Genomic DNA, 26,126 nt, shown 5'->3' with positions numbered 1-26,126 from the left:
CGGCATGCTCGCTGTTGCCGACACTTAATGACTTCTCACTCTACTATTCGCTCTCACTATCATGCCTTTACGATTTCTGTGTCCGCTTGTTCTGGCTTTATCTTTTTCCACCTCGGTTGCGTATGCGTCTGATGCGCGGCTATTTCAGTATTCAACAATCGATGCTTTGCTTGCCGGTGCGTATGACGGCAATATTACCGTGGCTGAATTAGCCAGACACGGTGATTTCGGTATCGGTACATATAACCGTGTCGATGGTGAGATGATACTGATCGACGGCGTGTTCTATAAAGCGAAGGGCAATGGCAAAGTCGAAATCGTGCCACCGCAAGAACTTTCTCCGCTGGCGATTGTGACATATTTTCAGCCGACGAAAGAAATCAGCCTGGCAGGCGTGGCGACGCTGGCCGAACTGGAAGCCCAACTCGATGCCAGTCTGATTAATAAAAACGCTTTCTATGCGATACGCATACAAGGAAATTTTGCGGAGATGACCACGCGCGCAATCGATCCGCAAAAGAAACCTTACAAACCTTTGGCTGAAGTCACTAAGACTCAATCTATTTTTAAACTTGGCAGCACCTCAGGGCAATTGATAGGATTTCGCAGCCCTGCATTTGTCAAAGGCTTTAATGTGCCGGGTTATCACTGGCATTATTTATCTTCCGACCTCAGTCATGGCGGACATGTACTTTCCTTACAGCTGACGGCAGGCAAGGTAAAAATCGCCACGATTTCTACGGTTGAATTGCAGGTGCCGGATACTGAGGGTTTCATTCATGCAGATCAGTCAAAAGACCGGGCGCAGGAATTACACGCAGTTGAAAAAATCCGGGAGTAAAACATCGTGTTTTGATCTGACGATACCTTTGGGTGCAAAAGTTAATACCTTGTGTTTCATTCAATAGATCAGACGGAATTGCATTACACTCATTTTTTTCTTTTGCCTGGGGTAAGCAATGCGTCAATTATCTGTATGGATGACGGGAGTCTGTGTCGGGTCAGTCATCGCGTCGGTGCAGGCCTCGGAACCGGCGATAATTCCTGCGACAAATCCTGATGAAGTCGCGCCATCATCGGTGCAGATATCGGCCACCCGCGACCCGGAACTGAAATCTTACCGGCAATTACTCAAGGGTTTAAACGCTTACGATGCTCACCTCGCAAGAGCCCCTGATTCTGTATTTCGTTTCCTGTTAATTCCTCAGAAGCCAGATGCCAGTCTGCATGATGTTGGCCTGCGTATCGTCAGCGACGACAGCTCAATACCGATTCCGGTTGCAAACGATGGCGGTTTCACCTTGCCGCGTGATAAAAAAGCGGAAGCCGATAATGCCGATTTGCTGACGAATCAGAAGAAGGGGAGCTTTCGTTGGCGGCCGGAAGTTCGCAGCGCCGGATTGACTGCCAACACGCGCCGCCTTGGCGACCTGCGTCTGGAGTGCGAAATACGCTGGGCAGTCGAACACGATGAGTTGCCGTTCCTGCGGCGGAATATGTTTCGTGCGGCTGGCGGCCCATGTCATTCATCAATGATCACAGTCATTTATTCCTCACCGTTTAAAAGCGGTGCTGCCACACTGGTGTCTGGCGAACGCAGGATGGCGCTGACATTAACCGCCGATGGTCAGCGTTATTCAGTGCCATTGCATGAGCAGAGTTGGAGTGATGATGCTGTGATTATGTTTGAACCCGTCAAACAATAATCGCAGGCATCTCTCATAGGAAGGGGAACGTTGAGATTAACGGGGGCGAGCGCATTTCCGCGCATTGATGTTACGACCAATGAAGCCGGGCTTGGCAAAGCAAACAGGGCTTACCGGAGTAATAGGTTAATCTGTGGAACCAATTACTTTTTCACGGTATTTTTTGGTTTCCAATCGTCCGCCAGCGCTTGTGCTTCTTCGATCTGAGCTTTAGTCATTTTTTTTGCGACGTAATCACGATAGAGCGCGGCATCTTCATAATCTCCGGCAAGCGTCAGCCACTTATAGGCTTCAGTCAGATCAACGCGTGTGCCTTTTCCCTTGAAATACAGCAGGCCGAGCTGGTACTGTGCGCTGGCATTATTCTGTTCAGCGGCGAGTTCAAACAGTTCGCGGGCCTTCTTATAATCGAGTGGTGTGCCGTGACCATTCACATACAAAACACCCAGACTGTATTGTGCGTCAGCATAGCCGAGTTCGGCAGCTTTGGTGAACCAGACGACGGCAGTCTTATAATCGGGAGCGACGCCTTTCGCTTTGGCATACATGCGTGCGAGATTGACCTGTGCCCGCACGTTATTTTTTTCTGCCGATTGCTGGAACAACGCACGTGCTTTCTGATAATCCTGCTCAACACCCTCGCCGTTCAGATACATCAGTCCAAGGTTAAACTGGGCATCCGCATTGCCTTTGTTTGCAGCTGCCTGAAAGAACTTGGCTGCTTCGGTGAATTCCTGCTGCTCATACAACGTGACGCCGTCTTCAAAATCACCGGCACAAACACTTTGTACTGTGAATCCGGACAACGTGATGAAAGAGAACGTAACGAGGAGCTTGAGAGGGCGCGAATTCATATGCAAGCCTTGAAGTAACGGAGACAATAGCGGATACAGACTACGCTATTTTAGTCGGTTTTATTTTGGCTTTGCGACCGTGTTTAAACATTCTTCATATAATCTGAATCCGCCCTGAATTCAGCCTGCCGTTTCCGTGCTGACCTTATCCCAGTCATTTTCATCATCGTATTGAATCAGCCAGTTCACCACTTTATGCCATTCATGGACCGCCACAGCATTCAGACGGCCAGGTATCGGTTTGCCAGTAATGTGGGCGTGGCGTACTGCCCAGTGCATGCGATAAAGCAGATCGGCCCAGTCAAGTAAGACCGTTTTAGATTGCAAATGTATCTGCGAGCGGAGACTGTCAGGATTACGGACAATTTGTTTCCACAATAGTTCTGCGACATCTTCTTTATAGCACCCATCGGGCATACCTATGGCTTTTTGTATGCCGCTGCACCAGGCCAGAAAATGCAGAGCATCCGCAGACATTGCATTAGCTGGTATCGCCGGATCAGCATTGTTCTCCAGCATCAGTCGGCGTTCATTTTCGGAAAAATACGAATCGAGCTGCTGCGTATGAATGACATCGATTACATCGGACCTTTGTGATGCTTGTTGTAGTTGCCAGATTGCAGTTAGTGCGATCAGACGTTGAAAAACGTCTTCATTACTGCGCAATTGAATTTCATCTTCACTCTCGATGAGTGGTAATTGCAGATTGATGCGTATGCCACGTTTGTGCAGCGTCAGTTCTGACAACTCTTTACGCAGTTCCGGAGATTTCATAACAGACAAAAATAGAAAAGGTCTGAGATTGTAACAGTGCTGCGCCGGTGTTTATGATTGTTCCTCATGACCGCCCGGTTTCTGGTTTGGCTGGCAGACATCATCTCCCCCGTCAAAGGCAGACCCGGGCGTACGCAAACATTACGCCACTGCAGTTAATAATGAGCTGAACAGATGCGTCAGAAGGTGCTTACTTCTTCCTGATCTTCAGCGCTATTTGTATCCGTCAGGTGAGCAAGCACCTCGTTGACGCTGATAGCATCGACCCAGTCGCGGCGATGACTTGATGTAATAACCTGACTGTTAACCTGATCGAAGGGTGCCCATTCGGGGTTTTTTTGTCGCATCAGTGCGATGACCGGTACATGTACCGCATTGGCCAGATGCATAACGGCAGTCTCAACAGAGATGATCAGATCGCACCAGCTCAGCATCGCCGGTAGTTGAAAGAAATTTTCCTGGGCTGAAAAAAACTGAGTATTTTTCAGGTTGTATTGTTTTAAAGTTGCCTGCGTCTTAGCCAGTTTTTCTGGCGGTGCACTGACAACAAAACAAGCATTACGCCATCTCTTCATTCTTTGCATGGCTTTGATTAATTCAGCGACTTTGGGCAGTGGCCAGCAGCGTTTATTAATTTTGGCAAATGGATTAATGAAGACGACCTGATGTTTCGTTTTATCGAAGCCCCATTCCTCTAATTGAAAGCGTGCTTGTTGTAACCATTGCTTGGGAATGTTCACATAAGGGAAGCGCTCCGTTTCTTTGCTTTCAATGCCAAATGCCTGATAAAACCAGTCTGCATAAATTGTGCTGATGTGCACTTGCTGCCCCTGAAAACGGTTTTCCAGAATCGTGGCATCTAATTTTTTGTATGCAAAAAGATGATGCGGGCGCAGCAGACTGACTGGATTTTTGATCCCGATGATGAAGCCATCCGGACTGAGTCTGCGCGCCAGCGAGGCATACTGATGGGGACGGAGGATTGATAGCGAAACTACGATGGGATAGTTCTCATCTTTCGCTTCCTCGATACTCTCTGTCAGTAACGCAGGACTGTATGTGCGGCGATACACCTTGTTAAATAATTCGCATTCGCCGACCCAGTCATACAACGCATATTTTTCCAGATAAGGCCACTGACGCTCATCGCGCGTCCTGCGTAATTCATCGATCCACAAATGCATTTCTATGTGAGGATACGTCTCGGAAAACGCTTTAAAGGAATTTTGTAAATAGCTGAAGTCACCGATAGCGAGCGGAGCGATAAATAATATTTTTTTTGTTTTTTTGAGCAGATCAGCAGGGATTTGTTGCGTGGACATGAAAGGGTGATGCTTTTCAGAGGGTGGAATTGTAGCTGTTTAGTTACAGTTTGACACAGTTGGAAGAAATTGGTTCCGTTGCTGATGGGAGAAATGTTCCCGGTAAGGTGCCAGCGCAGTGAACGCATTAATGCGAAATCACATTCCATAGTGTGAAATTAAAGTTGGGGCTACCCAGGATATTCCATCTCATTTTCTGAAAACATGTTTCATATAGCAAAAATGTGAATTTAAGGTATTGAATATAAAAGAGAAAATTTAAGTTATATGTCTTATATAAGAGTTGGCTTGGCTTCCTAAATGGTCTATCATTAACCCATACAGTTTTGCTTCAACCTGCTGTTTTACCGGTTCGATTCCGAACAGATAGGGCGGCGCACGATATTGTTTCGTTATTGCTTCATTAAATTTTTTTTACTTCTCTAGGAGATTCATATGTCACAGTATCAAGACGACATTAAAGCCGTTTCTGCACTGAAAGAAACACAAGGTAGCGCCTGGGATGCGATTAATCCTGAATACGCTGCACGTATGCGCGCTCAGAATAAATTCAAAACTGGTCTCGACATTGCACGATACACTGCGAAAATTATGCGTCGGGATATGGCTAACTACGATGCTGATCCTTCCAAATACACTCAGTCTCTGGGTTGCTGGCATGGTTTCATCGGTCAACAGAAGATGATTTCTATCAAGAAGCACTTCAACAGCACTGATCGTCGTTACTTATACCTGTCTGGCTGGATGGTCGCTGCATTGCGTTCTGAATTCGGTCCATTGCCAGATCAGTCTATGCATGAAAAAACGGCAGTTTCCGATCTGATCAGAGAACTCTATACATTCCTGCGTCAGGCTGACGCACGTGAACTGGGTGGTTTGTTCCGTCAGCTCGATGCAGCGGAAGGCGCGGCTAAACAAGCAATTCAAGAACAAATCGATAACCACGTGACCCACGTAGTACCTATCATCGCTGATATTGATGCAGGTTTTGGTAATGCTGAAGCGACTTATCTGCTGGCAAAGCAGTTCATTGAAGCTGGTGCATGCTGTATCCAGATTGAAAATCAGGTTTCCGATGAAAAGCAATGCGGTCACCAGGACGGTAAAGTGACCGTTCCTCACGAAGATTTCCTCGCGAAAATCCGTGCGATTCGTTACGCATTCCTGGAACTCGGCGTGGATGACGGCATTATCGTTGCACGTACTGACTCTCTGGGTGCTGGTCTGACAAAACAAATCGCTGTGACACGTGAACCCGGTGATCTGGGTGACAAATACAACTCTTTCCTTGATGTTGAAGAAGTGTCGACTGAATCCATGGCGAATGGTGACGTTGTGATCAAACGTGATGGCAAACTGCTGCGCCCTAAACGTTTGCCAAGTAACTTGTTCCAGTTCCGCGCTGGTACAGGTGAAGAACGTTGCGTACTCGATTGCATCACATCTCTGCAAAACGGCGCAGACTTGTTGTGGATTGAAACTGAAAAACCACATATCGCTCAGATCGGCGGCATGGTTAAAGAAATCCGTAAAGTCATTCCAAATGCGAAACTGGTCTACAACAACAGCCCATCGTTCAACTGGACACTGAACTTCCGTCAGCAAGCTTACGATCGCATGGTTGCAGCAGGTAAAGACGTCTCTGCTTACGACCGCGCTAAGCTGATGAGTGTTGAGTATGACAACACCGAACTGGCGATCGAAGCTGATGAGAAAATCCGCACATTCCAGGCTGATGCAGCGCGCGAAGCAGGTATTTTCCATCATCTGATCACTTTGCCGACTTACCACACTGCTGCTTTGTCAACCGACAATCTGGCTAAAGAATACTTCGGTGACCAAGGTATGCTGGGTTACGTTGCTGGTGTTCAGCGTAAAGAAATCCGTCAGGGCATCGCATGCGTAAAACATCAGAACATGTCTGGCTCCGACATCGGCGATGATCACAAAGATTACTTCAGCGGTGAAGCAGCACTGAAAGCAGCTGGTAAAGACAACACTATGAATCAGTTCTCATAAAACTGATTGGCGAGCCATCTGCTCGCTAATGTAGTGAAAACCAACCCTGAAAATTGCATAGCGGTTTTCAGGGTTTTTCTATGGGAAAGCATTCTATGCGTAACTTACGCTTTTTGCTTTGATAGTCATAGCGCGAATTCGCGCAGATACAGGACAAAAGCTTAATGTAAGGGGGCTCTGTCCGGTGCGACGAATGCAAGCCCTTCTTCGAATGAACGTAACACCATATCGACATGCTGATTCACGATAGATTGCTCTGCCAGATGTTCCTCAGAGAGCAGGCGTATGGTGACGATCAGCGCGTGTGGAAGCGAGCTCCGGAGTTCATGAACTATGGGTATCCATGCTGCAAGGGTGGATGCCAGCGGATAGGCGACAAAAACAGTGGACACCAGGTCAGTGCCATCTTTGCCCGGATCTTCCTGGCGATCACCGAACGAAAAACTGCGCGCATCAATATGTGACTCTCTTAGCGCGAGCACGAATAACTCGCTCAGTAAATCATCGCGTTCGCTGTCAAAACCGGCGCATAAAACTACCGAACGTGAAGGCACATTCAGAGAGCCTTGCCAACGTCCCAGACGTTTTTTGCGCATCTGACGTAAATGCGCGCCGACATTTGCATCCAGCATCGAAATAGAGCGGCGTTTGTGCTTTTTATCGCTGCCAAAAGATGCCTGACTGACTGTTTCTGCGAGCGTCGCTATCGTGGTGCGAATTTTATTTTGCTGCGTTTTCTCTATTAATCCATTTTCAAAATCGTGTATTCCTAAAGCCAGTCCCGGAATCAGGATGTGATCACAATATTTCGCAAAGCTGAATTTACGTAAAAATACCTCAGCATCGCTGACGATGGCATCGGTGTCTGCGGCCAGTAATCGATGAAAAAAGCGGTGTGCGTCGTCCACATTCGGCGTATCCGCAAACAGTATAGTGATGGGTTCGAGAGCGCTGATATGACGTCCGGCGACGACCAGACATAAAGTCAGCGGTGTTGACAGCAGCAGGCCGACAGGTCCCCATAACGCCCCCCAGAATAGCGCTGACACCATGACCGCGAGCGGTGACAGGCCAGAGCTGTGCCCATACACTTTTGGTTCCACCCAGTTGGCCACCAGTACTTCGGTGGCGCCGAAAAAGGCCATACAGACGATAGCCAGAGTCCAGCCGGGATCAATGGCTGCGACGAATAAGGTAATTATTCCTCCTGCAATTAATGCACCCAGATAGGGAACAAAGCGCAATAAACCGCTCAGGGCTCCGAACAGAAACGCATGCGGCACGCCCGCAGCCCACAAGGCAAGGGCGATGATAATGGCAAAGGCGGTGTTGACCAGAAATTGTGAAAAGAAAAAGCGTGATACCCCTTCTGTTGCATCCCCGAGCGCTTTGATCGTTTTGCCCACTTCACTCTGGCCGGTGAGTCGGATTGCGCGGTCGCGTAAAGACTCATGCTCAAGCAGGATGAATATCAGCAGCACCAGTACCAGAAAGGCTTCTCCTACCGGCCCGGAAATGGACGATAGCAAACGCGTGATTGTCTCTGTCGGGGTTGGTTGTGGTTTTCGTATCTCAACTGGAATCGGTTGTTTCTGGCCTGATGGTAAGATTTTTTCGTTTTGTAACACAGTTTCGGCCGATGGAAAGCCATTCGATGACACAGCTTTCATTTCTGCCTCTATGTGTGCAAATGGACGTTCTGTGATTTGCCTTACTATTGCCAGCTTCGATTGAATCGCTGCTCTGTACTGAGGGATTTCTGTCGTGACGCTGACTAACTGAGAAGTCAGCACCACGCCAATGCCGATAATGCCAGTCGTGACGAAAATGATGGCAGCGAATGTGGCGCTCACGCGCCCGAGCCCCATGTGACGCATGCTGCGTATCAGCGGTGCGATGATCAGGCTCAGCATTGAAGCCAGCACGATAGGCTCTAAAACATCCCGCCCGAAATGCAGCAGTGCCAGCACACAAACAAGGCTGACCAGTGACATCGCTGTTGATCGCGTAACAGTAGGGGAATTAGACATGGATTTCATCCGGAAATGTTATGTTATTTCTCAGCATCTCTGTTGCCTGGTCAATGCAATGTGTGTCGCGATATATAGACCAGTGCAATGTGGGCTCGGATAAGGCTCGAGCAAGATAATCGATGTGAATGCGTTGACTCGCAAAGATCGTATGGGAAATATATTTAACGACAAGTGCAGGCCAAAAAAAAGCCCTTGAATAAGTCAAGGGCTTTTCTGATTCTTGGCGGAGAAGGGGGGATTCGAACCCCCGGTAGGGATTAACCTACGCACGCTTTCCAGGCGTGTGACTTAAACCACTCATCCACCTCTCCTGCTTTTCGCTAATGCGTGATCAGCGAAGCTCGCTATTCTAGCAAAGTATTGAGGCGGATGGAAGTAGGTTTTTAATGTATTTATAAATCATGCGCCTATCCATGGTAAATCACTTGCGCACCAGCCTCCTGTGGTTTTTCTGTGGCCGTGTGCATCTCTGTCTCCTTCAAAGCCCTGCAGGATGTCGAAACACTGCGTGTAGCCGTTGTCTGTGGCGAGTTTTGCGGCGTGGCGTGAGCGGACGCCGGAACGGCAGAGAAAAAGAATGACGGAATTTTTATCTGCGATGATGGCTTCCAGCTGTTGTAAAAAATCAGGGTTTTGCGCACCACCCGGATACAGACTCCATTGCACCGCATAGTGCTGCTTATCGTGAATAGCGACTTTACCAACCCAGTCACGTTCAGCATTGGTGCGTACGTCTACCAGTACGCAGTTCGGGTCTGACTCTAATAGTTCAAAAGCCTCAACGGGAGTGAATGCACCGGCGTACGAAAATGATTGTTCTAGGGCGCGTTGCCGGGCAGATGCGATCAGTTCCTTGCTTGACATAAATAAATCCAGTACAGACAGTGAGTTTGAAAAGGTGTATCGCTGATTATGCATGAAGCAATATCCATTTGCATACCATGCTCTTAACTTGTTGCTCCAATAGAGTGCAAAATGAGATTCGCACATTAATGGTGCTAAATATTGCACTATTAATGTGCGATATATTTTTTCTGTAGTTTATTTTGTTTTTTCTGGTGCGTTATTCGGTGCTTTTCTTCAGGGTTTTTAATTAGTTCTTTAAAAAACAAAGTGTTACGGATAATTACGTCTGGCTTCGCAGATTCTGGAATGTGGCATAGTTTCTGCTATTATTGTTCGCGGAGTTGAGCAGTCAGATGATTGAGCAGGTAGAAAATTAACGACAGGTTTCTTTTGTCAGGATGGCAGAACGAAGGCTCAGTAATCCCCGATTTATTTTTAGCGCTACTTGAGGAGTTTCACATGGCAATGACAGCTGCAGAAGTTTTGAAGATGGTAAAGGATAACGAAGTAAAGTTCGTTGATTTCCGTTTTGCTGATACACGAGGTAAAGAGCAGCACGTTACAGTGCCAGTATCTGCATTCGATATCGATAAATTCGAATCTGGCCATGCATTTGATGGTTCTTCTATTGCGGGCTGGAAGGGGATCGAGGCTTCTGACATGTTGTTGATGCCAGATCCAAACACAGCGAATATCGATCCGTTCATGGAAGAAACCACATTGTTCATGCAGTGTGACGTTATCGAGCCTTCCGATGGCAAAGGTTACGATCGTGACCCACGTTCTATCGCGAAGCGTGCGGAAGCTTATCTGAAGTCTTCCGGTATCGGCGATACTGCCTACTTTGGTCCGGAACCAGAATTCTTTATTTTTGATGGCGTGCGCTGGAAAATTGATATGTCCGGTTGCTTCGTCAAGATTGATTCCGAAGAGGCGTCATGGACAACAGGTGAAAAACTGGAAGGCGGCAATTCAGGTCATCGTCCTACAGTCAAGGGCGGTTACTTCCCAGTTCCTCCAGTCGACAGTTTCCAGGATATGCGTTCTGAAATGTGCCTGATTCTGGAATCTTTGGGCATTCCAGTGGAAGTGCATCATCATGAAGTAGCTGGCGCTGGTCAAAATGAAATCGGCACAAAATTCTCTACATTGGTAGAGCGTGCTGACTGGACACAAAACCTGAAATACGTTGTCTGGAACGTGGCTCATACCTACGGCAAAACAGCGACTTTCATGCCTAAACCTATCGTTGGTGATAATGGTTCCGGCATGCACGTGCATCAATCGATCTGGAAAGATGGCAAAAACCTGTTCGCAGGCGACGGCTATGCTGGCTTGTCTGATTTCGCTCTGTACTACATCGGCGGTATCATCAAACATGCAAAAGCACTGAACGCAATCACAAATCCAGGCACTAACTCGTACAAGCGTCTGGTTCCAGGCTACGAAGCACCGGTGAAACTGGCTTACTCTGCTAAAAACCGTTCAGCATCTATCCGCATTCCTTACGTTGCGAATCCAAAAGGTCGTCGCGTTGAGGCGCGCTTCCCAGATCCACTGGCAAACCCATATCTGTGCTTCTCTGCACTGATGATGGCAGGTCTGGATGGTGTACAGAATAAGATTCACCCAGGTGAAGCAGCATCTAAAGATTTGTACCATTTGCCACCAGAGGAAGATGCATTGGTTCCAACAGTGTGCGCGTCTCTGGAAGAAGCCTTGGATGCACTGAATAAAGACCGCGAATTCCTGACTCGTGGCGGTGTGTTCAGCGACAGTATGCTCGACGCTTACATTGAACTGAAAATGCAGGAAGTTCAACGTATGCGCATGACGACGCATCCTGTTGAATTCGATATGTACTACTCCCTGTAATCGTAAGGGGGACTGTAAAAGCGGGGGTAACCCCGCTTTTTTTGTTTGTTACTGCGCGTAACGTGGAATTGTGAATATACGCGGCATCGCATACACTACACCTCTGTTTTTGACTAGTGATTGAATATGAAGCGACTATTGATTGGTTTTATTTCGTTAATCGCCATCCAAAATATTGCGCACGCACAGGCAGATGTTTTTTTATGTGTCGACGATAATGGCAAGAAAGAATACAAAAATACTGGCGCAACGAAAGGTTGTAAGAGGGTTGAGTTGCCCGGTATTACGGTTGTTCCTGCACCGGCTTTGCCTTCCGCTCCTAAAAAAACGCAGGCAAAATCTGCCTCCAGTCCTGCTGATTTTCCTAAGGTTGATGAGGGAACACAGAAGGCGAGAGATTCAGATCGCAGGCAAATTTTGTTGGATGAGCTCAAAGCGGAAGAGCAAAAGCTGGCCGATCTTAAAAAAGAGTACAACAATGGCGAACCCGAGCGCCGTGGCGATGAGCGGAATTACGCAAAATATCAGGAACGCACTGCAATGATGAAAGATAACATCAGCCGCACTGAAAAGAACATTGAAGCATTGCGGCGTGAAATTTCCAACCTGAAATAATGCAAAATCGCAGCTTTTCAGATTCCAAATTGAAGCAGCGGGCATGATGCTTGCATAATAAGGTCGCACGATGCGGCCTTTTTTTATGGATTATGGTGAAAAATTCTCTCTCTACCCTGCCGGCATTTGCCGGACTTGAGCTGCTTAGCTCTGCTGTCATCGTTTTTAACGCTGATGGCAGTATTAAGTTCGCTAATCCGGCAGCGGAGATATTGCTGGATTGTTCAGCGAAATCCCTGATCGACCAAAAGCTCAATGCTTTATTTTTGAATGGGGATGAATTGCAGGCGGTATTTCATCAGGCAGTTGCTCATCATTTTGCCGATAAGCGTCAGGATCTGACTCTGGAGCGTGCAGGCAGAGAACCGTTACATGTGCACAGCATTGTCACCGCATTAGATAATCCCGAGACGCCGGTATTGATTGAATTCCGCGAAAACGTCCAGCAACTCAAACTCGACAGGGAAGAGCGGATGCTGGATCAAAGCAAGGCAAACAAGGAGCTGATACGTAACCTTGCACATGAAATTAAAAATCCGCTTGGAGGCATCCGGGGAGCCGCGCAGTTACTGGAGCTTGAGCTGCCTGAGAGACAGCTCAAGGAACTGCGTGAATATACGCAAGTGATTATTAAAGAAGCGGACCGTTTGCAAACCTTGGTTGATCGTTTGCTGGCTCCGCACAGACTTCCTCACATAGTGGGAGATGTCAATATTCACGAAGTGTGTGAACGGGTCCGTAGTCTGATCGTAGCGGAATTTCCGCAGGGGCTGACTATTCACAGGGATTACGATTTGTCGATACCTGAATTCCGTGGTGATAAGGAGCAGTTGATACAGTCAGTACTGAATATAGCCCACAATGCCGCGCAGGCATTGGCTGAGCGTATTCGTCACGGTGATGCGGAGCTGACTTTTAAAACCCGTGTCGTCCGGCAGATTACTTTAGCGAAGGTCAGATACAGGTTGGCATTAGACTTGCATATCATAGATAACGGTCCTGGAATTCCGCCCGAAATTTTCCATCGTATTTTTTATCCTTTAGTTTCGGGAAGAGACGGTGGCAGCGGACTCGGGCTGACTTTAGCGCAAACCTTTGTTGATCAGCATATGGGCGTGATTGAATGCGAGAGTCGTCCCGGTTGTACTGATTTCAGGATCCTTATTCCTCTGCCCTGAAGCCGGATGGGGGAAACGCTTTATGAGTGCAAGTTAGCGCCTTTGCTAATCAATATGTTCAAACCTGGAACTAAAAAAAATATGAAACCTATTTGGATAGTGGATGACGATGATTCAATTCGCTGGGTGCTTGAGAAGGCACTTGCAAGAGAAAATCTGACGACCAAGAGTTTTACTAATGCGCGTGATGCCATGACGGCGTTGCAATCGGACACGCCACAGGTCTTAGTTTCTGATATTCGCATGCACGGCGCTTCAGGCCTGGAATTATTGCAAACCGTTAAAGCGAAACATCCTGGTTTGCCAGTGATTATCATGACAGCATTCTCAGATCTGGATTCTGCCGTCGCTGCTTTTCAGGGCGGGGCGTTTGAATACTTGGCAAAGCCATTTGATCTGGATAAGGCGGTTGAGCTGATACGCCGCGCTCTGGATGAGAGTCTGCGAGAGTCCAGCGTCGAACAAACGATTTCTGAAGCGCCGGAAATTCTTGGCCACGCACCTGCAATGCAGGATGTTTTTCGTGCGATAGGGCGTTTATCACAATCGAATGTGACCGTGTTAATTACCGGCGAGTCCGGTAGTGGTAAGGAATTGGTTGCCCGCGCCTTGCATAAGCATAGTCCGCGATCATCTCAACCTTTCATTGCGCTGAATACTGCCGCGATTCCTAAGGATTTGTTGGAGTCTGAATTATTTGGTCATGAGCGTGGCGCATTTACCGGGGCGCAGACGACCCGACGTGGTCGTTTTGAACAAGCAGAGGGCGGTACTTTATTTCTGGATGAAATTGGTGATATGCCATTCGACTTACAGACCAGATTACTGAGAGTGCTGTCGGATGGTCATTTTTATCGGGTCGGCGGCCATCAGCCCATGAAGGCGAATGTGCGTGTCATTGCGGCGACTCATCAGAATCTGGAAACCAGAGTCCGCGAAGGCCTGTTTCGCGAGGATTTATACCATCGCTTGAATGTGATTCGCCTGCGTTTGCCTAGTCTGCGTGAGCGTCGTGAAGATATACCGGTGCTGGCTAAATTTTTCTTGTCTCAAAGCGCGAAGCAACTTGGCGTTGAGGTTAAGCGTTTATCGGAATCGGCTTTGCAGTTTTTGTCTGGATTGGATTTTCCAGGTAATGTCCGCCAATTAGAAAATCTGTGTAACTGGATCACCGTCATGGCGCCGGGTCAGACAGTGGAAGTGCTTGATTTGCCGCAAGATTTGTTTCCTTCAAGTGAACAAGCTAACGGGGGCGCAGCGACAACGCACAGAACTGAGGCTGAGCTTGGTGTGAGCAGCATTTCTGAGCAGGCTTCGTCGCATCATGTCTCTCTTTCCACTCCTGATCGTCAGCTTTATCCTGCCCAAAGCTGGATTGACTTGCTGGAAGAGGAAGCGATGTCGATGCTTTCACAGGGACAACCGGAAGTGATTGTGAAATTAGGTGATAAATTTGAAGCAGTCGTAATTAAGGCTGCGCTCAAATATACGCATGGAAGAAAAAACGATGCAGCTGTCAGGTTGGGCATAGGACGCAATACGATCACCCGCAAAATACATGAGTTGGGTATCGATGGTGCTAAAGATGATTGAACCTTTATTCTGACGCTGTCTGGTGATGATCAGAATCGAGCAATCTTTGTGTGAGTCAGGTTTCCACGGAATTGCTCGTTCTGATTTTAGTTTGCAGAATTAACCGTTGGTATTGATATCGAGAGCTACTGCTTCAGCGATCCTGATCCCGTCAACACCCGCAGACAGAATGCCTCCCGCATATCCAGCGCCTTCGCCGGCAGGATACAGTCCTTTAGTATTCAGGCTTTGTAAGCTGTCATCGGTTCGTTTAATCCGTATAGGCGAAGAGGTCCGGGTTTCTATGCCTGTGAGAATGCCATCGCTCATTGCAAAACCTTTGATTTTTTTATCGAATTCCGGAATCGCTTCACGTATGGCATTAATCGCAAATTCAGGTAAGGCATCTGCCAGATTGCACAGCGTCACACCAGGTTTGTAGGACGGTATCACCTTACCCAGTTCCGTTGATTTAACCCCTTTAATAAAATCCCCGATAAGCTGGGCCGGAGCATTGTAATTTTCACCACCCATCTCGTAGGCGCGCGCCTCCAGCTTGCGTTGCAGGTCTATCCCAGCGAGTGGATGCCCGGGATAATCTCCCGGAGAAATGCCTACAACAATTGCACTGTTTGCATTGCGCTCATTACGTGAATACTGACTCATCCCGTTAGTCACCACGCGTCCCGGCTCCGATGTCGCAGCTACGACCGTTCCTCCCGGGCACATGCAAAAGCTATACACGGAGCGCCCATTTTTGGCGTGATGCACCAGCTTGTAATCTGCTGCACCCAAAATCTCATTTCCTGCGTTCGGGCCAAAGCGTGCTTTGTCGATGACGGATTGCGGGTGTTCGATGCGAAAACCAATTGAAAACGGTTTGGCTTCTATATAAACACCTTTGTCGTAGAGCATCTGAAATGTATCGCGTGCACTATGGCCAATCGCGAGTACCACATGATTTGATGCGATATATTCACCATCATTCACCGACACTCCGCAGACTTTCCCGTCTTTGATATCAATATCAGTTACTTTCTGTTCAAAACGAATCTCACCGCCAAGTGCTTCAATGTTATGCCGCATCTCTTCTATCATCTTCACCAGGCGAAAGGTGCCTATGTGAGGCTTGCTGACATACAAAATTTCTTCCGGCGCACCTGCCTTCACAAATTCAGTGATTACTTTTCTGCCGTAATGCTTTGGGTCTTTGATTTGACTATACAGTTTTCCATCAGAAAACGTTCCTGCACCACCTTCACCAAATTGCACATTGGATTCAGGTTGTAATTCACGTTTGCGCCATAATCCCCAGGTGTCTTTTGTGCGCTCCCTGACGGTTTTTCCTCGTTCTAGAACGATCGGGCGATATCCCATTTCCGCCAGCAATAATGCCGCAAACAGACCGCAAGGACCGAAACCGATAACAAGTGGACGTTTGAAATCGCTGTCGGGTGCATGCGCTACAAACTTATAATTAGTATCCGGCGCTGGGCCAATATTGGAGTGTTTCTTCAGACGAGCCAATGCCTGGGACTCATTCTTTAATTCCACGTCAATGGTGTAGATCAAAATGATGGCGGTCTTCTTCCTTGCATCATAGCTTCGCTTAAACACATTGAAGCCGATAAGATCCGATTCAGGAATCGCCAATTGTTCCAAGATGGCGCTTCTCAATGCGGATTCTGGATGATCTAAAGGAAGTTTTAAGTCGGTGATGCGTAACATAGATGGGGTCCATATAACTAATCAGTAAAAACTGTTTAGTATTTAATTCTTCTGAAAGCGATATTTTACCTGTTACGGTCAGTGCGACAGTTAATTGTCGCCACAAACCCGGGTAATTAAAAAGTAGTGACACCTTAATCCAAATAATCTCCCTCACAGATTGCCCGGAGGAGGCTTTGCGATAGTTCGCCTCCCGCAGAAATGCGGGAGAGGAAGTGAAGTAAGGAACGGAAAGTAGCTCCAACACCCCCAAGCCAAGCGATTTGATTGGCGCCCCCACAACAAAATGCGGAAGCCGAGAAGAAAAAGCGGATCTGAAGCGTGAAGGGAGTTGACAGTGAGGGTGAAGTGCTTCATAATCTCGTTTCTCTGCTGCTGACGCACACAACGATGCGAAGCAAAACTCGGAAGAGTTGAGTAGAAAAGAATGTAAGTATTCGCGGTTCTTTAACAATTAACAGTCAATAAATGTGAGCACTTGATGAAATCGCACCAATCAGTTGAACTGATTGGCATGCTTAAAAAATATCAAATGCTTCACAAGAAATAAAGCAAGACGGATTTCAGAAATGGAATCTGAACTGTCAGTATTTTGAGTGAGCGACATCCATACATCATCGTTTTCCTGAACAAATGCGACATGGTTGATGACGCTGAGTTGCTGGAACTGGTAGAAATGGAAGTGCGCGAATTGCTGTCCAAATACGAATTCCCAGGTGATGACCTGCCTATCATCCAGGGTTCTGCAAAACTGGCGCTGGAAGGCGACAAAGGTCCTCTGGGCGAAGAAGCCATCCTGAAACTGGCTGACGCACTGGATACTTACATCCCAACACCAGAACGCGCTGTTGACGGTGCCTTCCTGTTGCCAGTTGAAGACGTATTCTCCATCTCCGGTCGCGGTACCGTGGTAACTGGTCGTGTTGAACGCGGCATTATCAAAGTCGGCGAAGAGATTGAAATCGTTGGTATCAAAGAAACAGTAAAAACGACATGTACTGGCGTTGAAATGTTCCGCAAACTGCTCGACCAAGGTCAGGCAGGCGATAACGTTGGTGTACTGCTACGTGGTACAAAACGTGAAGATATCCAACGCGGTCAAGTGTTGGCAAAACCAGGTTCGATCAAGCCACACGCGCATTTCACTGGCGAGATCTATGTTCTGTCGAAAGATGAAGGTGGTCGTCATACACCGTTCTTCAACAACTATCGTCCACAGTTCTACTTCCGTACAACGGACGTGACTGGCTCGATCGAGTTGCCAGCAGACAAAGAAATGGTGATGCCAGGTGATAACGTCTCTATCACAGTCAAACTGATCAACCCGATTGCGATGGAAGAAGGCTTGCGCTTTGCGATTCGTGAAGGTGGTCGTACTGTTGGTGCAGGTGTTGTTGCTAAAATTATCGATTAATTTTGTAATTTTGTAGTACACTACGCGGCTGTCGCTGATTTTTTAAGCGGCAGCCGCTTTTTTGTATTCGCTCTTTGTAAAAAATGCCATTTCCCCAAGGGGTGGTGGCTCGCTCTTTATAGGAATTATTATGTCTACACAGAATCAAAAGATCCGCATTCGCCTGAAAGCATTTGATTATAAATTGATCGATCAATCTGCTTTGGAAATCGTTGAGACAGCGAAGCGCACTGGTGCGGTTGTTAAAGGCCCGGTTCCTCTGCCAACCCGTATTCAACGTTTCGACGTTCTGCGTTCACCGCACGTGAATAAAACTTCCCGTGATCAGTTTGAAATTCGTACACACCAACGTTTGATGGATATCGTTGATCCAACAGATAAAACAGTTGACGCTTTGATGAAGCTCGATTTGCCTGCTGGCGTTGATGTTGAAATCAAATTGCAGTAATCGAATTTCCGGTAATTTTTGATTTTTTTTAAAAATCAAAAACTGAAGAAATTTGACATACCACAATTCTTCGAATTTTCAAATAATTTGCCTTGTAAATAAAAAATTTGCGGGCTATAATCGAAGGCTTAAATGTGGGTCGGCTTTTGCTGACCTTTTCGTTTAAGTTTTTTAAACATCAGCCTCACCCAATCGTAGGTGAGAATGGAGAAAATAATGAGCTTGGGCCTAGTTGGTCGCAAGGTTGGCATGATGCGTATCTTTACGGATGACGGGGATTCTATTCCTGTTACTGTTTTGGATGTGTCCAACAACCGCGTGACGCAAGTCAAAACTCCTGAAACAGATGGTTATTCCGCTGTTCAGGTTACTTTCGGTCAGCGCCGTGCATCCCGTGTAAATAAAGCGGCTGCCGGTCACCTCGCAAAAGCAGGTGTTGAAGCTGGTACTGTATTAAAAGAATTCCGTGTTGACGCTGCTAAAGCTGCTGAATTGAAGGCTGGCGATGTTGTGCCTGTCGGTATGTTCGAGGCTGGTCAGAAAGTTGATGTGCAAGGTGTGACAATTGGTAAAGGTTATGCCGGTACCATTAAACGTTACCACTTCTCTTCTGGTCGTGCTACTCACGGTAACTCCCGTTCCCATAATGTTCCAGGTTCTATCGGTATGGCGCAGGATCCAGGTCGTGTTTTTCCTGGTAAGCGCATGACTGGTCATCTGGGTGACGTTAATCGCACTGTGCAAAATTTGGAAATCGCTCGCGTTGACGCGGAGCGTTCTTTGTTGCTGGTGAAGGGTGCCGTGCCTGGTGCAAAAAATGGTCAGGTGATCGTATCTCCTGCTGTTAAAGTTAAAGCTAAGAAGGGAGCCTAATCCATGGAACTGAAGCTCCTAAACGAACAAGGTCAAGCGGCTGCAAACGTTGTAGCTCCTGATACTATTTTCGGTCGTGATTACAATGAAGCTCTGATTCATCAGGTGGTTGTTGCTTATCAGGCTAATGCTCGTAGTGGTAACCGCAAGCAAAAAGATCGTGAAGAAGTCCACCACACAACCAAGAAGCCTTGGCGTCAAAAAGGTACTGGTCGTGCACGTGCTGGTATGTCTTCTTCTCCTTTGTGGCGTGGTGGTGGTCGTATATTCCCGAATAGCCCGGATGAGAACTTCTCTCACAAAGTTAATAAGAAGATGTATCGTGCTGGTATCTGCTCGATTCTGTCTCAGTTGGCTCGTGAGGATCGTTTGAGTGTGGTTGACTCTATTGCGGTAGATGCTCCTAAGACTAAGCTGTTGACTGAGAAGCTCAAAGCATTGGGTTGCCTGGATTCTGTTCTGATCATTACTGACGAATTCAATGAAAACCTGATGTTGGCGGCACGTAATCTGGTGAATGTACTGGTTGTTGAACCACGTTACGCTGATCCAGTTTCTTTGGTGTTCTACAAGAAAGTGTTGATCACCAAGCCAGCACTGGCAAAGATTGAGGAGATGCTGGCATGAGTGCATTAATCAAACATAGCGAAGAACGCCTGATGAAGGTGTTGCTGGCTCCTGTGATTTCTGAAAAAGCGACTATGGTTGCTGAAAAGAATGAGCAAGTGGTTTTCCTGGTTACTCCAGATGCAACCAAGCCAGAAATTAAAGCTGCCGTCGAATTGCTGTTTAAGGTTCAGGTTGAATCTGTGCAAGTGGCAAATCGTCAAGGTAAACAAAAACGTACCGGTAGATTTACTGGCCGCCGCAACCATACAAAACGTGCTTTTGTATGCTTGAAGCCTGGTCAGGAAATCAACTTCACTGAGGGGGCATAATAATGGCACTCGTTAAGATGAAGCCAACCTCACCAGGTCGTCGTGGTATGGTGAAAGTGGTAACAGAAGGCCTGTTTAAAGGTCGTCCGTTTGCTGCTTTGTTGGAAAAGAAATCCAAAACTGCTGGCCGTAATAATAACGGTCACATCACTACCCGTCATATCGGTGGTGGTCATAAGCAGCATTACCGTGTTGTTGACTTCAAACGCAACAAAGATGGTATTCCTGCAAAAGTTGAGCGTATTGAATACGATCCTAACCGTACAGCGCACATTGCATTGTTGTGCTATGCGGATGGTGAACGTGCATACATCATCGCACCTAAAGGCGTTGCTGTCGGCGACCAGTTGATCAGCGGTTCTCAGGCTCCGATCAAATCCGGTAACTGCTTGCCTATTCGTAATATCCCAGTTGGTACAACTATGCACTGCGTGGAAATGTTGCCAGGTAAAGGTGCTCAGATTGCCCGTACAGCTGGTGCTGGTGTTGTTCTGATGGCACGTGAAGGTACTTACGCTCAGGTTCGTCTGCGTTCCGGCGAAGTTCGTCGCATTCACATCGAATGCCGCGCAACTGTCGGTGAAGTCGGCAATGGCGAACACAATCTGCGTAAGATTGGTAAAGCTGGTGCGATGCGTTGGCGCGGTATCCGTCCTACCGTCCGCGGTGTGGTAATGAATCCGGTTGACCATCCTCACGGTGGTGGTGAAGGTAAAACTGCAGCAGGCCGTCATCCAGTTTCTCCATGGGGTCAACAGACCAAGGGTAAGAAGACACGTCGTAACAAACGTACTACTTCGATGATCGTCTCACGCCGTGGTAAGAAATAAGGGATAAAACATGACACGTTCATTGAAAAAAGGGCCGTTTTGCGACGCTCATCTGGTGAAGAAAGTCGAAGCTGCTCAGGCAAACAAAGACAAAAAGCCAATCAAGACTTGGTCCCGTCGTTCGACAATTATGCCGGACTTCATCGGTTTGACCATTGCGGTTCATAACGGTAAGCAGCACGTACCAGTTTATGTTTCCGAAAACATGGTTGGTCACAAGCTCGGCGAATTTGCGCTGACCCGTACGTTCAAGGGTCACGCTGCCGACAAAAAGGCTAAGAAATAAGGACCGATGATGGAAACTAAAGCTAATCTTCGCGGTGTGCGTCTGTCCGAGCAAAAAGGTCGCCTCGTGGCAGATCTGATCCGTGGTAAAAAAGTTGATCAGGCATTGAATATCCTGGCATTCAGCCCTAAAAAAGGTGCTGCAATCATCAAGAAAGTGTTGGAGTCTGCAATTGCAAACGCTGAACATAATGATGGCGCAGATATCGATGAGCTGAAAGTAACGAGTATCTATGTCGAGAAAGGTGCGATCCTGAAGCGCTTCACAGCACGCGCTAAAGGTCGTGGTGATCGTATCTCTAAACAATCCTGTCACATTTATGTGACTGTTGGTAACTAAGGAGTCACGATGGGACAGAAGATACATCCAACCGGTTTTCGTCTGGCGGTAACGCGTAACTGGTCTTCCCGTTGGTATGCAGGCAATGGTAACTTTGCTTCTATGCTTGGTGAAGATCTGAAGGTACGTGAATACCTGAAGAAAAAACTGAAGAACGCATCTGTAGGCCGCATCGTTATTGAGCGCCCTGCTAAAAATGCACGTATTACTATTTACAGCTCCCGTCCAGGTGTTGTAATCGGTAAAAAAGGCGAAGACATTGAAGTATTGAAAGCCGACTTGTCGAAAATGATGGGCGTGCCAGTGCACGTGAACATCGAAGAAATTCGCAAGCCAGAGATCGATGCTCAACTGATCGCTGACTCTATCGCACAGCAGCTCGAAAAACGTATTATGTTCCGTCGCGCGATGAAGCGTGCGATGCAGAACGCAATGCGTCTCGGCGCGCAAGGTATCAAGATCATGTCCGGTGGTCGTTTGAATGGTATCGAAATTGCTCGTAAAGAATGGTATCGCGAAGGCCGTGTGCCTCTGCATACACTGCGTGCTGATATCGATTACGGCTTCGGTGAAGCATCCACAACATACGGCATTATTGGCGTAAAAGTGTGGGTCTACAAAGGTGATCGTTTGGCAAACGGCGATGCGCCTGTGATCGAATCGACTCCGGAAGACGACAAAAAACGTCGTGGTCCTCGTCGTGACGATGGCAAGCCAAACAGCCGCCCACGTGCTAAGCGTCCTGAAGGGCAAAATACAACTGGCGCAGCAGCTCCAGCTAAGCGTGTACGCGCAAAAGCTGATGCTGCTCCAGCTGAGAAAGCAGGAGAATAATCATGCTGCAACCAGCACGCAGAAAATATCGTAAGGAGCAAAAGGGCCGTAATAAGGGTATCTCTCATACCCGCGGTACCGCTGTTTCCTTCGGTGAGTTTGGCTTGAAAGCGGTTGGCCGTGGTCGTATTACAGCGCGTCAGATTGAAGCAGCGCGTCGTGCAATGACCCGTCATATCAAGCGCGGTGGTCGTATCTGGATCCGCGTTTTCCCGGACAAGCCAATTTCCCAGAAACCTGCAGAGGTTCGTATGGGTAATGGTAAAGGTAATCCTGAGTACTACGTTGCCGAGATTCAACCAGGCAAAATGTTGTACGAAATGGATGGCGTTGATGAAGCGCTGGCACGCGAAGCTTTCCGCTTGGCAGCTGCCAAATTACCATTGATGACAACGTTTGTCGTACGTCAAGTCGGCACTTAATAGGGAGTTGTAAATGAAAGTATCTGAACTCCAAGGCAAAGACTCTGCAGCTTTGACGAAAGAACTGAATGATCTGTTGAAGGCACAGTTCAGCCTGCGTATGCAAATCGCTACACAGCAACTGACTAACACTTCGCAGTTGAAAAAAGTTCGTCGCGACATCGCGCGCGTTAAAACCGTCATGAATCAGAAGGATGCCAAATAATGAACGATCAAGTTAAAGTGGCTCTGAAGCGCACATTGATTGGCAAAGTTGTGTCTGACAAGATGGACAAAACAGTTACAGTACTGGTTGAACGTCACGTTAAACATCCTTTGTATGGCAAGATCATCGTTCGTACTGCCAAGTACCACGCACACGATGAGTCTAACCAGGCAAAAGCTGGCGACACAGTTGAAATTCAAGAGGGTCGTCCAATTTCCAAGACAAAAGCTTGGACATTGACTCGTGTGGTTCAAGTAGCGCAAGTTGTATAAATTTATTGCACAAATTTTTTTTTGATGTAATAATGATGGGCTGTCATTTGCGAAGTGCGTAAATGGCAGCCTAAATGTCTTTCGCAACACCCTCTCGTTGTGAAAGTGGTTAAAAAATCGTCCACCTAATCAGTTGGCTCGTGCATTGCAGGTTATGTAGGGGTTGGCTGGCAGGACCAAGACTGACTACAAGCTTGCATTGTGTAAGTTGTGTGGATTAAGTTGGGAAAGAGAACATTATGATTCAAACAGAAAGCCGGCTGGAAGTGGCTGACAATACTGGTGCGCGTGAAGTTCTGTGCATTAAAGTGTTGGGCGGCTCCAAGCGTCGTTATGCGGGTATCGGTGATGTGATTAAAGTCACTGTGAAATCTGCTGCTCCACGCGGTCGTGTAAAAAAAGGTGAAATTTACAACGCCGTGGTTGTGAGAACAGCTAAGGGTGTTCGTCGTCAGGATGGCTCGTTAGTCAAATTTGATGGCAATGCCGCAGTATTGTTGAATGCAAAGCTTGAGCCTATCGGCACTCGTATTTTCGGCCCAGTGACACGCGAATTGCGTACTGAGCGCTTTATGAAAATCGTGTCTTTGGCTCCAGAAGTGCTGTAAGGAGTCGTGATGAATAAAATTCGTAAAAACGACGAAGTCATCGTCTTGACGGGTAAAGACAAGGGTAAGCGCGGTCAGGTGCAATCTTGCATCGATAGTGATTACGTAGTTGTTGCTGGTGTTAATGTCGCTAAAAAAGCGGTTAAGCCAAACCCAATGACTGGCGCAGTTGGTGGCATCGTTGATAAATTGATGCCGATTCATGTTTCCAATGTGGCGTTGTTTAATGCTGCATCTGGTAAGGCAGACCGTGTAGGCTTCAAGGTAGTGGATGGTAAAAAAGTCCGTATCTACAAGTCGACTGGCGAAGTTGTGAAGGCATAACATCATGGCCCGTCTACAAGCATTATATAAAGAAAAAATCGTCGGTGAATTGACTGAAAAGTACGCTTATAAGTCAAGCATGGAAGTTCCGCGTATCTTGAAAATCACCCTAAACATGGGTTTGTCTGAAGCAGTTGCAGATAAAAAGGTTATCGAGCACGCAGTGGGTGATCTGACAAAAATCGCCGGCCAGAAGCCAGTTGTAACCAAGGCTCGTAAAGCGATCGCAGGTTTTAAAATCCGCGAAGGTTATCCAATCGGTTGTATGGTTACTTTGCGTGGCGCTCAGATGTATGAATTCCTGGATCGTTTCATTACCGTGGCCTTACCACGCGTACGTGACTTCCGTGGTGTGTCTGGTCGCGCGTTTGATGGTCGTGGTAACTACAACATCGGTGTCAAGGAACAAATCATTTTCCCTGAAATCGAGTACGACAAGATCGACGCATTGCGTGGTATGAATATCAGTATCACGACAACAGCAAAGACCGACGAAGAAGCGAAAGCACTCCTCGCCGCATTTAAATTTCCGTTCAGAAACTGAGGTCGCCATGGCAAAACTGGCACTGATTAATCGTGAGCAAAAGCGTGCAGACTTGGTGAAGAAATTCGCTGGCAAGCGCGCCGAATTGAAGGCCATCGTTGATGACCAATCAAAGACTGAAGAAGAGCGTTATCTCGCTCGTTTGAAGTTGCAGGCTTTGCCACGTAATTCTAATCCGACACGTCAGCGTAATCGTTGCGCTTTGACAGGTCGTCCACGTGGCACATTCCGTAAATTCGGTTTGGGCCGTATTAAACTCCGTGAAGTCGCCATGCGTGGTGAAATCCCGGGTATGACTAAAGCCAGCTGGTAATAGGAGAATAAGCAATGAGTATGAGCGATCCTATCGCCGATATGCTGACCCGCATTCGTAACGCACAAGTTGTTCAGAAAACTGTTGTTGCGATGCCGTCTTCTAAAGTAAAAATTGCAATTGCAAATGTACTTAAAGACGAAGGTTACATTGAAGATTTCGCAGTTTTAGAAACTGCAGGGAAGTCCGAATTAAAAATCGGCTTGAAATATTATGCAGGACGTCCAGTTATTGAACGTTTGGAGCGTGTTTCACGTCCAGGTCTTCGTATTTACAAAGGTAAAGACGAGATTCCAAATGTGATGAACGGTTTGGGTGTGGCGATTGTTTCTACACCTAAAGGCGTCATGACAGACCGCAAAGCGCGCGCAACCGGTGTCGGTGGCGAAGTAATTTGCTACGTCGCCTAAGGAGTGAAAGATGTCTCGAGTAGGTAAGATGCCAATCGCTTTGCCGGCCGGTGCAGAAGTTGCAATTTCAGCAGAGCAGATTACAGTAAAAGGTCCTATGGGCGTTTTGTCACAAAGCCTTAATGGTTTGGTGAACATTGCGAACGACAACGGCACTTTGAGTTTTTCACCAGCCAATGACGGCCGTGAAGCCAATGCAATGACAGGCACTTTGCGTGCCCTTGTCAATAATATGGTTACCGGTGTTACTAAAGGCTTTGAAAGAAAACTCACGTTGGTCGGCGTTGGTTACAAAGCGCAAGCCCAGGGTGATAAGTTGAATTTGTCTTTAGGTTTTTCACATCCAGTTGTGCATCAAATGCCGGAAGGTGTTTCTTGTGCTACGCCAACTCCTACTGAAATCCTGATTAAAGGTGTTAATAAGCAGGTAGTAGGTCAGGTGGCAGCTGAAGTTCGTGCATACCGCAGCCCAGAGCCTTATAAAGGCAAGGGTGTCCGTTATGCGGACGAAGTGGTTGTGATTAAAGAAACCAAGAAGAAGTAA

At 47.3% G+C, this 26,126-nt stretch carries 30 protein-coding genes, 1 tRNA gene and 1 pseudogene; 25 read left to right on the top strand and 7 right to left on the bottom strand.

What is annotated here, in order from left to right:
• Window positions 1–61 precede the first annotated feature (61 nt).
• Complete coding sequence (gene budA, locus ACPAOP_RS01820) at window positions 62–841, top strand: acetolactate decarboxylase (RefSeq protein WP_423709087.1); 780 nt, start codon at window positions 62–64, stop codon at window positions 839–841.
• Window positions 842–959: 118 nt separating this feature from the next.
• Window positions 960–1,706 carry a hypothetical protein gene (locus ACPAOP_RS01815; protein ID WP_423709086.1) on the top strand — a complete coding sequence of 249 codons (747 nt, stop codon included), beginning with the start codon at window positions 960–962 and terminating at the stop codon, window positions 1,704–1,706.
• A gap of 143 nt (window positions 1,707–1,849) precedes the next feature.
• Here the strand turns inward: ACPAOP_RS01815 and ACPAOP_RS01810 are convergent, their stop codons facing one another.
• The 3 genes from ACPAOP_RS01810 to ACPAOP_RS01800 form a co-directional block, all read right to left on the bottom strand.
• The gene (locus ACPAOP_RS01810; RefSeq protein ID WP_423679300.1) at window positions 1,850–2,560 is read right to left on the bottom strand and encodes a tetratricopeptide repeat protein; all 711 of its coding nucleotides are present in this window, start codon (window positions 2,558–2,560) and stop codon (window positions 1,850–1,852) included.
• A 120-nt stretch (window positions 2,561–2,680) separates the two neighbouring features.
• Entirely contained in the window at window positions 2,681–3,334 is a 654-nt protein-coding gene (locus ACPAOP_RS01805) for a DUF4272 domain-containing protein (protein ID WP_423679301.1), read from the bottom strand.
• Between the two features lie 179 nt (window positions 3,335–3,513).
• Window positions 3,514–4,656, bottom strand: a complete 1,143-nt coding sequence (locus tag ACPAOP_RS01800) for a glycosyltransferase family 9 protein (RefSeq protein WP_423709084.1) — start codon at window positions 4,654–4,656, stop codon at window positions 3,514–3,516.
• 435 nt (window positions 4,657–5,091) lie between these two features.
• Between ACPAOP_RS01800 and ACPAOP_RS01795 the strand changes: the two genes are divergently transcribed.
• Window positions 5,092–6,675, top strand: coding sequence for an isocitrate lyase (locus tag ACPAOP_RS01795; RefSeq protein WP_423709082.1), 1,584 nt, complete (start codon window positions 5,092–5,094; stop codon window positions 6,673–6,675).
• Between the two features lie 161 nt (window positions 6,676–6,836).
• Here the strand turns inward: ACPAOP_RS01795 and ACPAOP_RS01790 are convergent, their stop codons facing one another.
• The 3 genes from ACPAOP_RS01790 to ACPAOP_RS01780 all read right to left on the bottom strand — a co-directional run bounded on the left by ACPAOP_RS01790 (window position 6,837) and on the right by ACPAOP_RS01780 (window position 9,572).
• The gene (locus tag ACPAOP_RS01790; RefSeq protein WP_423709081.1) at window positions 6,837–8,705 is read right to left on the bottom strand and encodes an AI-2E family transporter; all 1,869 of its coding nucleotides are present in this window, start codon (window positions 8,703–8,705) and stop codon (window positions 6,837–6,839) included.
• Between the two features lie 224 nt (window positions 8,706–8,929).
• Window positions 8,930–9,019, bottom strand: a tRNA-Ser gene (locus ACPAOP_RS01785).
• A gap of 88 nt (window positions 9,020–9,107) precedes the next feature.
• Window positions 9,108–9,572, bottom strand: a complete 465-nt coding sequence (locus ACPAOP_RS01780) for a rhodanese-like domain-containing protein (protein ID WP_423679305.1) — start codon at window positions 9,570–9,572, stop codon at window positions 9,108–9,110.
• 441 nt (window positions 9,573–10,013) lie between these two features.
• Here ACPAOP_RS01780 and glnA point away from each other — a divergent pair, with 441 nt between their 5' ends.
• From glnA to ntrC, 4 genes are all read left to right on the top strand, one after another.
• On the top strand, window positions 10,014–11,429 hold the full coding sequence (gene glnA / locus ACPAOP_RS01775; protein WP_423679306.1) for a type I glutamate--ammonia ligase: 1,416 nt from the start codon (window positions 10,014–10,016) through the stop codon (window positions 11,427–11,429).
• Window positions 11,430–11,555: 126 nt separating this feature from the next.
• A complete protein-coding gene (locus ACPAOP_RS01770; protein WP_423709080.1) occupies window positions 11,556–12,044 on the top strand; it encodes a DUF4124 domain-containing protein in 489 nt (162 codons plus the stop codon).
• Between the two features lie 95 nt (window positions 12,045–12,139).
• The gene (glnL, locus tag ACPAOP_RS01765) at window positions 12,140–13,222 is read left to right on the top strand and encodes a nitrogen regulation protein NR(II) (RefSeq protein ID WP_423679308.1); all 1,083 of its coding nucleotides are present in this window, start codon (window positions 12,140–12,142) and stop codon (window positions 13,220–13,222) included.
• 81 nt (window positions 13,223–13,303) lie between these two features.
• Window positions 13,304–14,815, top strand: coding sequence for a nitrogen regulation protein NR(I) (ntrC, locus tag ACPAOP_RS01760; protein WP_423709079.1), 1,512 nt, complete (start codon window positions 13,304–13,306; stop codon window positions 14,813–14,815).
• Window positions 14,816–14,914: 99 nt separating this feature from the next.
• On the opposite strand, the gene ACPAOP_RS01755 is transcribed toward ntrC, so the two are convergent.
• Window positions 14,915–16,522, bottom strand: coding sequence for an NAD(P)/FAD-dependent oxidoreductase (locus ACPAOP_RS01755; protein ID WP_423709078.1), 1,608 nt, complete (start codon window positions 16,520–16,522; stop codon window positions 14,915–14,917).
• A gap of 607 nt (window positions 16,523–17,129) precedes the next feature.
• On the opposite strand from ACPAOP_RS01755, the pseudogene ACPAOP_RS01750 reads away from it, so the two are divergent.
• The 18 genes and pseudogenes from ACPAOP_RS01750 to rplF form a co-directional block, all read left to right on the top strand.
• Window positions 17,130–17,936: pseudogene (locus tag ACPAOP_RS01750) on the top strand (elongation factor Tu); the annotation flags it as partial.
• Between the two features lie 130 nt (window positions 17,937–18,066).
• Window positions 18,067–18,384, top strand: coding sequence for a 30S ribosomal protein S10 (gene rpsJ / locus ACPAOP_RS01745; protein ID WP_110255911.1), 318 nt, complete (start codon window positions 18,067–18,069; stop codon window positions 18,382–18,384).
• Between the two features lie 216 nt (window positions 18,385–18,600).
• Window positions 18,601–19,257 (top strand): 50S ribosomal protein L3, encoded by a 657-nt coding sequence (rplC, locus tag ACPAOP_RS01740; RefSeq protein WP_423680636.1) that lies wholly within the window; start codon window positions 18,601–18,603, stop codon window positions 19,255–19,257.
• A gap of 3 nt (window positions 19,258–19,260) precedes the next feature.
• Window positions 19,261–19,884, top strand: coding sequence for a 50S ribosomal protein L4 (gene rplD / locus ACPAOP_RS01735; protein WP_423680637.1), 624 nt, complete (start codon window positions 19,261–19,263; stop codon window positions 19,882–19,884).
• Window positions 19,881–20,195: a 50S ribosomal protein L23 gene (rplW, locus tag ACPAOP_RS01730; protein ID WP_186884625.1), complete on the top strand. Its 315-nt coding sequence runs from the start codon at window positions 19,881–19,883 to the stop codon at window positions 20,193–20,195. The genes rplD and rplW overlap by 4 nt, the downstream gene beginning before the upstream one ends.
• A gap of 2 nt (window positions 20,196–20,197) precedes the next feature.
• A complete protein-coding gene (gene rplB, locus ACPAOP_RS01725) occupies window positions 20,198–21,025 on the top strand; it encodes a 50S ribosomal protein L2 (protein ID WP_186884626.1) in 828 nt (275 codons plus the stop codon).
• Window positions 21,026–21,035: 10 nt separating this feature from the next.
• A complete protein-coding gene (gene rpsS / locus ACPAOP_RS01720) occupies window positions 21,036–21,311 on the top strand; it encodes a 30S ribosomal protein S19 (RefSeq protein WP_124574225.1) in 276 nt (91 codons plus the stop codon).
• Window positions 21,312–21,317: 6 nt separating this feature from the next.
• On the top strand, window positions 21,318–21,650 hold the full coding sequence (rplV, locus tag ACPAOP_RS01715) for a 50S ribosomal protein L22 (protein ID WP_423017107.1): 333 nt from the start codon (window positions 21,318–21,320) through the stop codon (window positions 21,648–21,650).
• Between the two features lie 9 nt (window positions 21,651–21,659).
• Complete coding sequence (rpsC, locus tag ACPAOP_RS01710; RefSeq protein ID WP_423680638.1) at window positions 21,660–22,484, top strand: 30S ribosomal protein S3; 825 nt, start codon at window positions 21,660–21,662, stop codon at window positions 22,482–22,484.
• Between the two features lie 2 nt (window positions 22,485–22,486).
• Window positions 22,487–22,906 carry a 50S ribosomal protein L16 gene (gene rplP, locus ACPAOP_RS01705; protein ID WP_423680639.1) on the top strand — a complete coding sequence of 140 codons (420 nt, stop codon included), beginning with the start codon at window positions 22,487–22,489 and terminating at the stop codon, window positions 22,904–22,906.
• Between the two features lie 13 nt (window positions 22,907–22,919).
• A complete protein-coding gene (gene rpmC / locus ACPAOP_RS01700) occupies window positions 22,920–23,111 on the top strand; it encodes a 50S ribosomal protein L29 (RefSeq protein WP_186884630.1) in 192 nt (63 codons plus the stop codon).
• Entirely contained in the window at window positions 23,111–23,383 is a 273-nt protein-coding gene (gene rpsQ, locus ACPAOP_RS01695) for a 30S ribosomal protein S17 (RefSeq protein WP_423680640.1), read from the top strand. The genes rpmC and rpsQ overlap by 1 nt, the downstream gene beginning before the upstream one ends.
• Window positions 23,384–23,622: 239 nt before the next feature.
• Window positions 23,623–23,991, top strand: a complete 369-nt coding sequence (gene rplN / locus ACPAOP_RS01690; RefSeq protein ID WP_006464924.1) for a 50S ribosomal protein L14 — start codon at window positions 23,623–23,625, stop codon at window positions 23,989–23,991.
• Window positions 23,992–24,000: 9 nt separating this feature from the next.
• Window positions 24,001–24,315, top strand: coding sequence for a 50S ribosomal protein L24 (gene rplX / locus ACPAOP_RS01685; RefSeq protein ID WP_423680642.1), 315 nt, complete (start codon window positions 24,001–24,003; stop codon window positions 24,313–24,315).
• A 4-nt stretch (window positions 24,316–24,319) separates the two neighbouring features.
• Window positions 24,320–24,859 (top strand): 50S ribosomal protein L5, encoded by a 540-nt coding sequence (gene rplE, locus ACPAOP_RS01680; protein WP_423680644.1) that lies wholly within the window; start codon window positions 24,320–24,322, stop codon window positions 24,857–24,859.
• A 7-nt stretch (window positions 24,860–24,866) separates the two neighbouring features.
• Window positions 24,867–25,172, top strand: a complete 306-nt coding sequence (gene rpsN / locus ACPAOP_RS01675; protein ID WP_423680645.1) for a 30S ribosomal protein S14 — start codon at window positions 24,867–24,869, stop codon at window positions 25,170–25,172.
• A 14-nt stretch (window positions 25,173–25,186) separates the two neighbouring features.
• Entirely contained in the window at window positions 25,187–25,582 is a 396-nt protein-coding gene (rpsH, locus tag ACPAOP_RS01670; RefSeq protein WP_186884635.1) for a 30S ribosomal protein S8, read from the top strand.
• A gap of 10 nt (window positions 25,583–25,592) precedes the next feature.
• On the top strand, window positions 25,593–26,126 hold the full coding sequence (gene rplF, locus ACPAOP_RS01665; RefSeq protein ID WP_423680646.1) for a 50S ribosomal protein L6: 534 nt from the start codon (window positions 25,593–25,595) through the stop codon (window positions 26,124–26,126).

The organism is Undibacterium sp. WLX3042 (assembly GCF_049544825.1).
GTDB lineage: Bacteria > Pseudomonadota > Gammaproteobacteria > Burkholderiales > Burkholderiaceae_D > Undibacterium.
The sequence above is the reverse complement of the archived record's forward strand: the minus strand, read 5'-3'. Positions and strand labels throughout refer to the sequence as shown.

What these genes read in the sequence shown, in the direction of transcription:
- ACPAOP_RS01815 (WP_423709086.1), top strand. Translation starts at nt 960, where the DNA reads ATGCGTCAATTATCTGTATGGATGACGGGAGTCTGTGTCGGGTCAGTC.
- rplP (WP_423680639.1), top strand. Translation starts at nt 22,487, where the DNA reads ATGCTGCAACCAGCACGCAGAAAATATCGTAAGGAGCAAAAGGGCCGT.
- rpsH (WP_186884635.1), top strand. Translation starts at nt 25,187, where the DNA reads ATGAGTATGAGCGATCCTATCGCCGATATGCTGACCCGCATTCGTAAC.
- ACPAOP_RS01805 (WP_423679301.1), bottom strand. Translation starts at nt 3,334, where the DNA reads ATGAAATCTCCGGAACTGCGTAAAGAGTTGTCAGAACTGACGCTGCAC.
- ACPAOP_RS01770 (WP_423709080.1), top strand. Translation starts at nt 11,556, where the DNA reads ATGAAGCGACTATTGATTGGTTTTATTTCGTTAATCGCCATCCAAAAT.
- ACPAOP_RS01795 (WP_423709082.1), top strand. Translation starts at nt 5,092, where the DNA reads ATGTCACAGTATCAAGACGACATTAAAGCCGTTTCTGCACTGAAAGAA.
- rplE (WP_423680644.1), top strand. Translation starts at nt 24,320, where the DNA reads ATGGCCCGTCTACAAGCATTATATAAAGAAAAAATCGTCGGTGAATTG.
- rpsQ (WP_423680640.1), top strand. Translation starts at nt 23,111, where the DNA reads ATGAACGATCAAGTTAAAGTGGCTCTGAAGCGCACATTGATTGGCAAA.
- rplX (WP_423680642.1), top strand. Translation starts at nt 24,001, where the DNA reads ATGAATAAAATTCGTAAAAACGACGAAGTCATCGTCTTGACGGGTAAA.
- ACPAOP_RS01810 (WP_423679300.1), bottom strand. Translation starts at nt 2,560, where the DNA reads ATGAATTCGCGCCCTCTCAAGCTCCTCGTTACGTTCTCTTTCATCACG.
- ACPAOP_RS01755 (WP_423709078.1), bottom strand. Translation starts at nt 16,522, where the DNA reads ATGTTACGCATCACCGACTTAAAACTTCCTTTAGATCATCCAGAATCC.
- rplN (WP_006464924.1), top strand. Translation starts at nt 23,623, where the DNA reads ATGATTCAAACAGAAAGCCGGCTGGAAGTGGCTGACAATACTGGTGCG.
- rpmC (WP_186884630.1), top strand. Translation starts at nt 22,920, where the DNA reads ATGAAAGTATCTGAACTCCAAGGCAAAGACTCTGCAGCTTTGACGAAA.
- rplV (WP_423017107.1), top strand. Translation starts at nt 21,318, where the DNA reads ATGATGGAAACTAAAGCTAATCTTCGCGGTGTGCGTCTGTCCGAGCAA.
- rplD (WP_423680637.1), top strand. Translation starts at nt 19,261, where the DNA reads ATGGAACTGAAGCTCCTAAACGAACAAGGTCAAGCGGCTGCAAACGTT.
- rpsJ (WP_110255911.1), top strand. Translation starts at nt 18,067, where the DNA reads ATGTCTACACAGAATCAAAAGATCCGCATTCGCCTGAAAGCATTTGAT.
- rplF (WP_423680646.1), top strand. Translation starts at nt 25,593, where the DNA reads ATGTCTCGAGTAGGTAAGATGCCAATCGCTTTGCCGGCCGGTGCAGAA.
- rplC (WP_423680636.1), top strand. Translation starts at nt 18,601, where the DNA reads ATGAGCTTGGGCCTAGTTGGTCGCAAGGTTGGCATGATGCGTATCTTT.
- rpsS (WP_124574225.1), top strand. Translation starts at nt 21,036, where the DNA reads ATGACACGTTCATTGAAAAAAGGGCCGTTTTGCGACGCTCATCTGGTG.
- glnA (WP_423679306.1), top strand. Translation starts at nt 10,014, where the DNA reads ATGGCAATGACAGCTGCAGAAGTTTTGAAGATGGTAAAGGATAACGAA.
- ACPAOP_RS01780 (WP_423679305.1), bottom strand. Translation starts at nt 9,572, where the DNA reads ATGTCAAGCAAGGAACTGATCGCATCTGCCCGGCAACGCGCCCTAGAA.
- rpsC (WP_423680638.1), top strand. Translation starts at nt 21,660, where the DNA reads ATGGGACAGAAGATACATCCAACCGGTTTTCGTCTGGCGGTAACGCGT.
- budA (WP_423709087.1), top strand. Translation starts at nt 62, where the DNA reads ATGCCTTTACGATTTCTGTGTCCGCTTGTTCTGGCTTTATCTTTTTCC.
- ACPAOP_RS01800 (WP_423709084.1), bottom strand. Translation starts at nt 4,656, where the DNA reads ATGTCCACGCAACAAATCCCTGCTGATCTGCTCAAAAAAACAAAAAAA.
- ntrC (WP_423709079.1), top strand. Translation starts at nt 13,304, where the DNA reads ATGAAACCTATTTGGATAGTGGATGACGATGATTCAATTCGCTGGGTG.
- ACPAOP_RS01790 (WP_423709081.1), bottom strand. Translation starts at nt 8,705, where the DNA reads ATGTCTAATTCCCCTACTGTTACGCGATCAACAGCGATGTCACTGGTC.
- rpsN (WP_423680645.1), top strand. Translation starts at nt 24,867, where the DNA reads ATGGCAAAACTGGCACTGATTAATCGTGAGCAAAAGCGTGCAGACTTG.
- rplW (WP_186884625.1), top strand. Translation starts at nt 19,881, where the DNA reads ATGAGTGCATTAATCAAACATAGCGAAGAACGCCTGATGAAGGTGTTG.
- rplB (WP_186884626.1), top strand. Translation starts at nt 20,198, where the DNA reads ATGGCACTCGTTAAGATGAAGCCAACCTCACCAGGTCGTCGTGGTATG.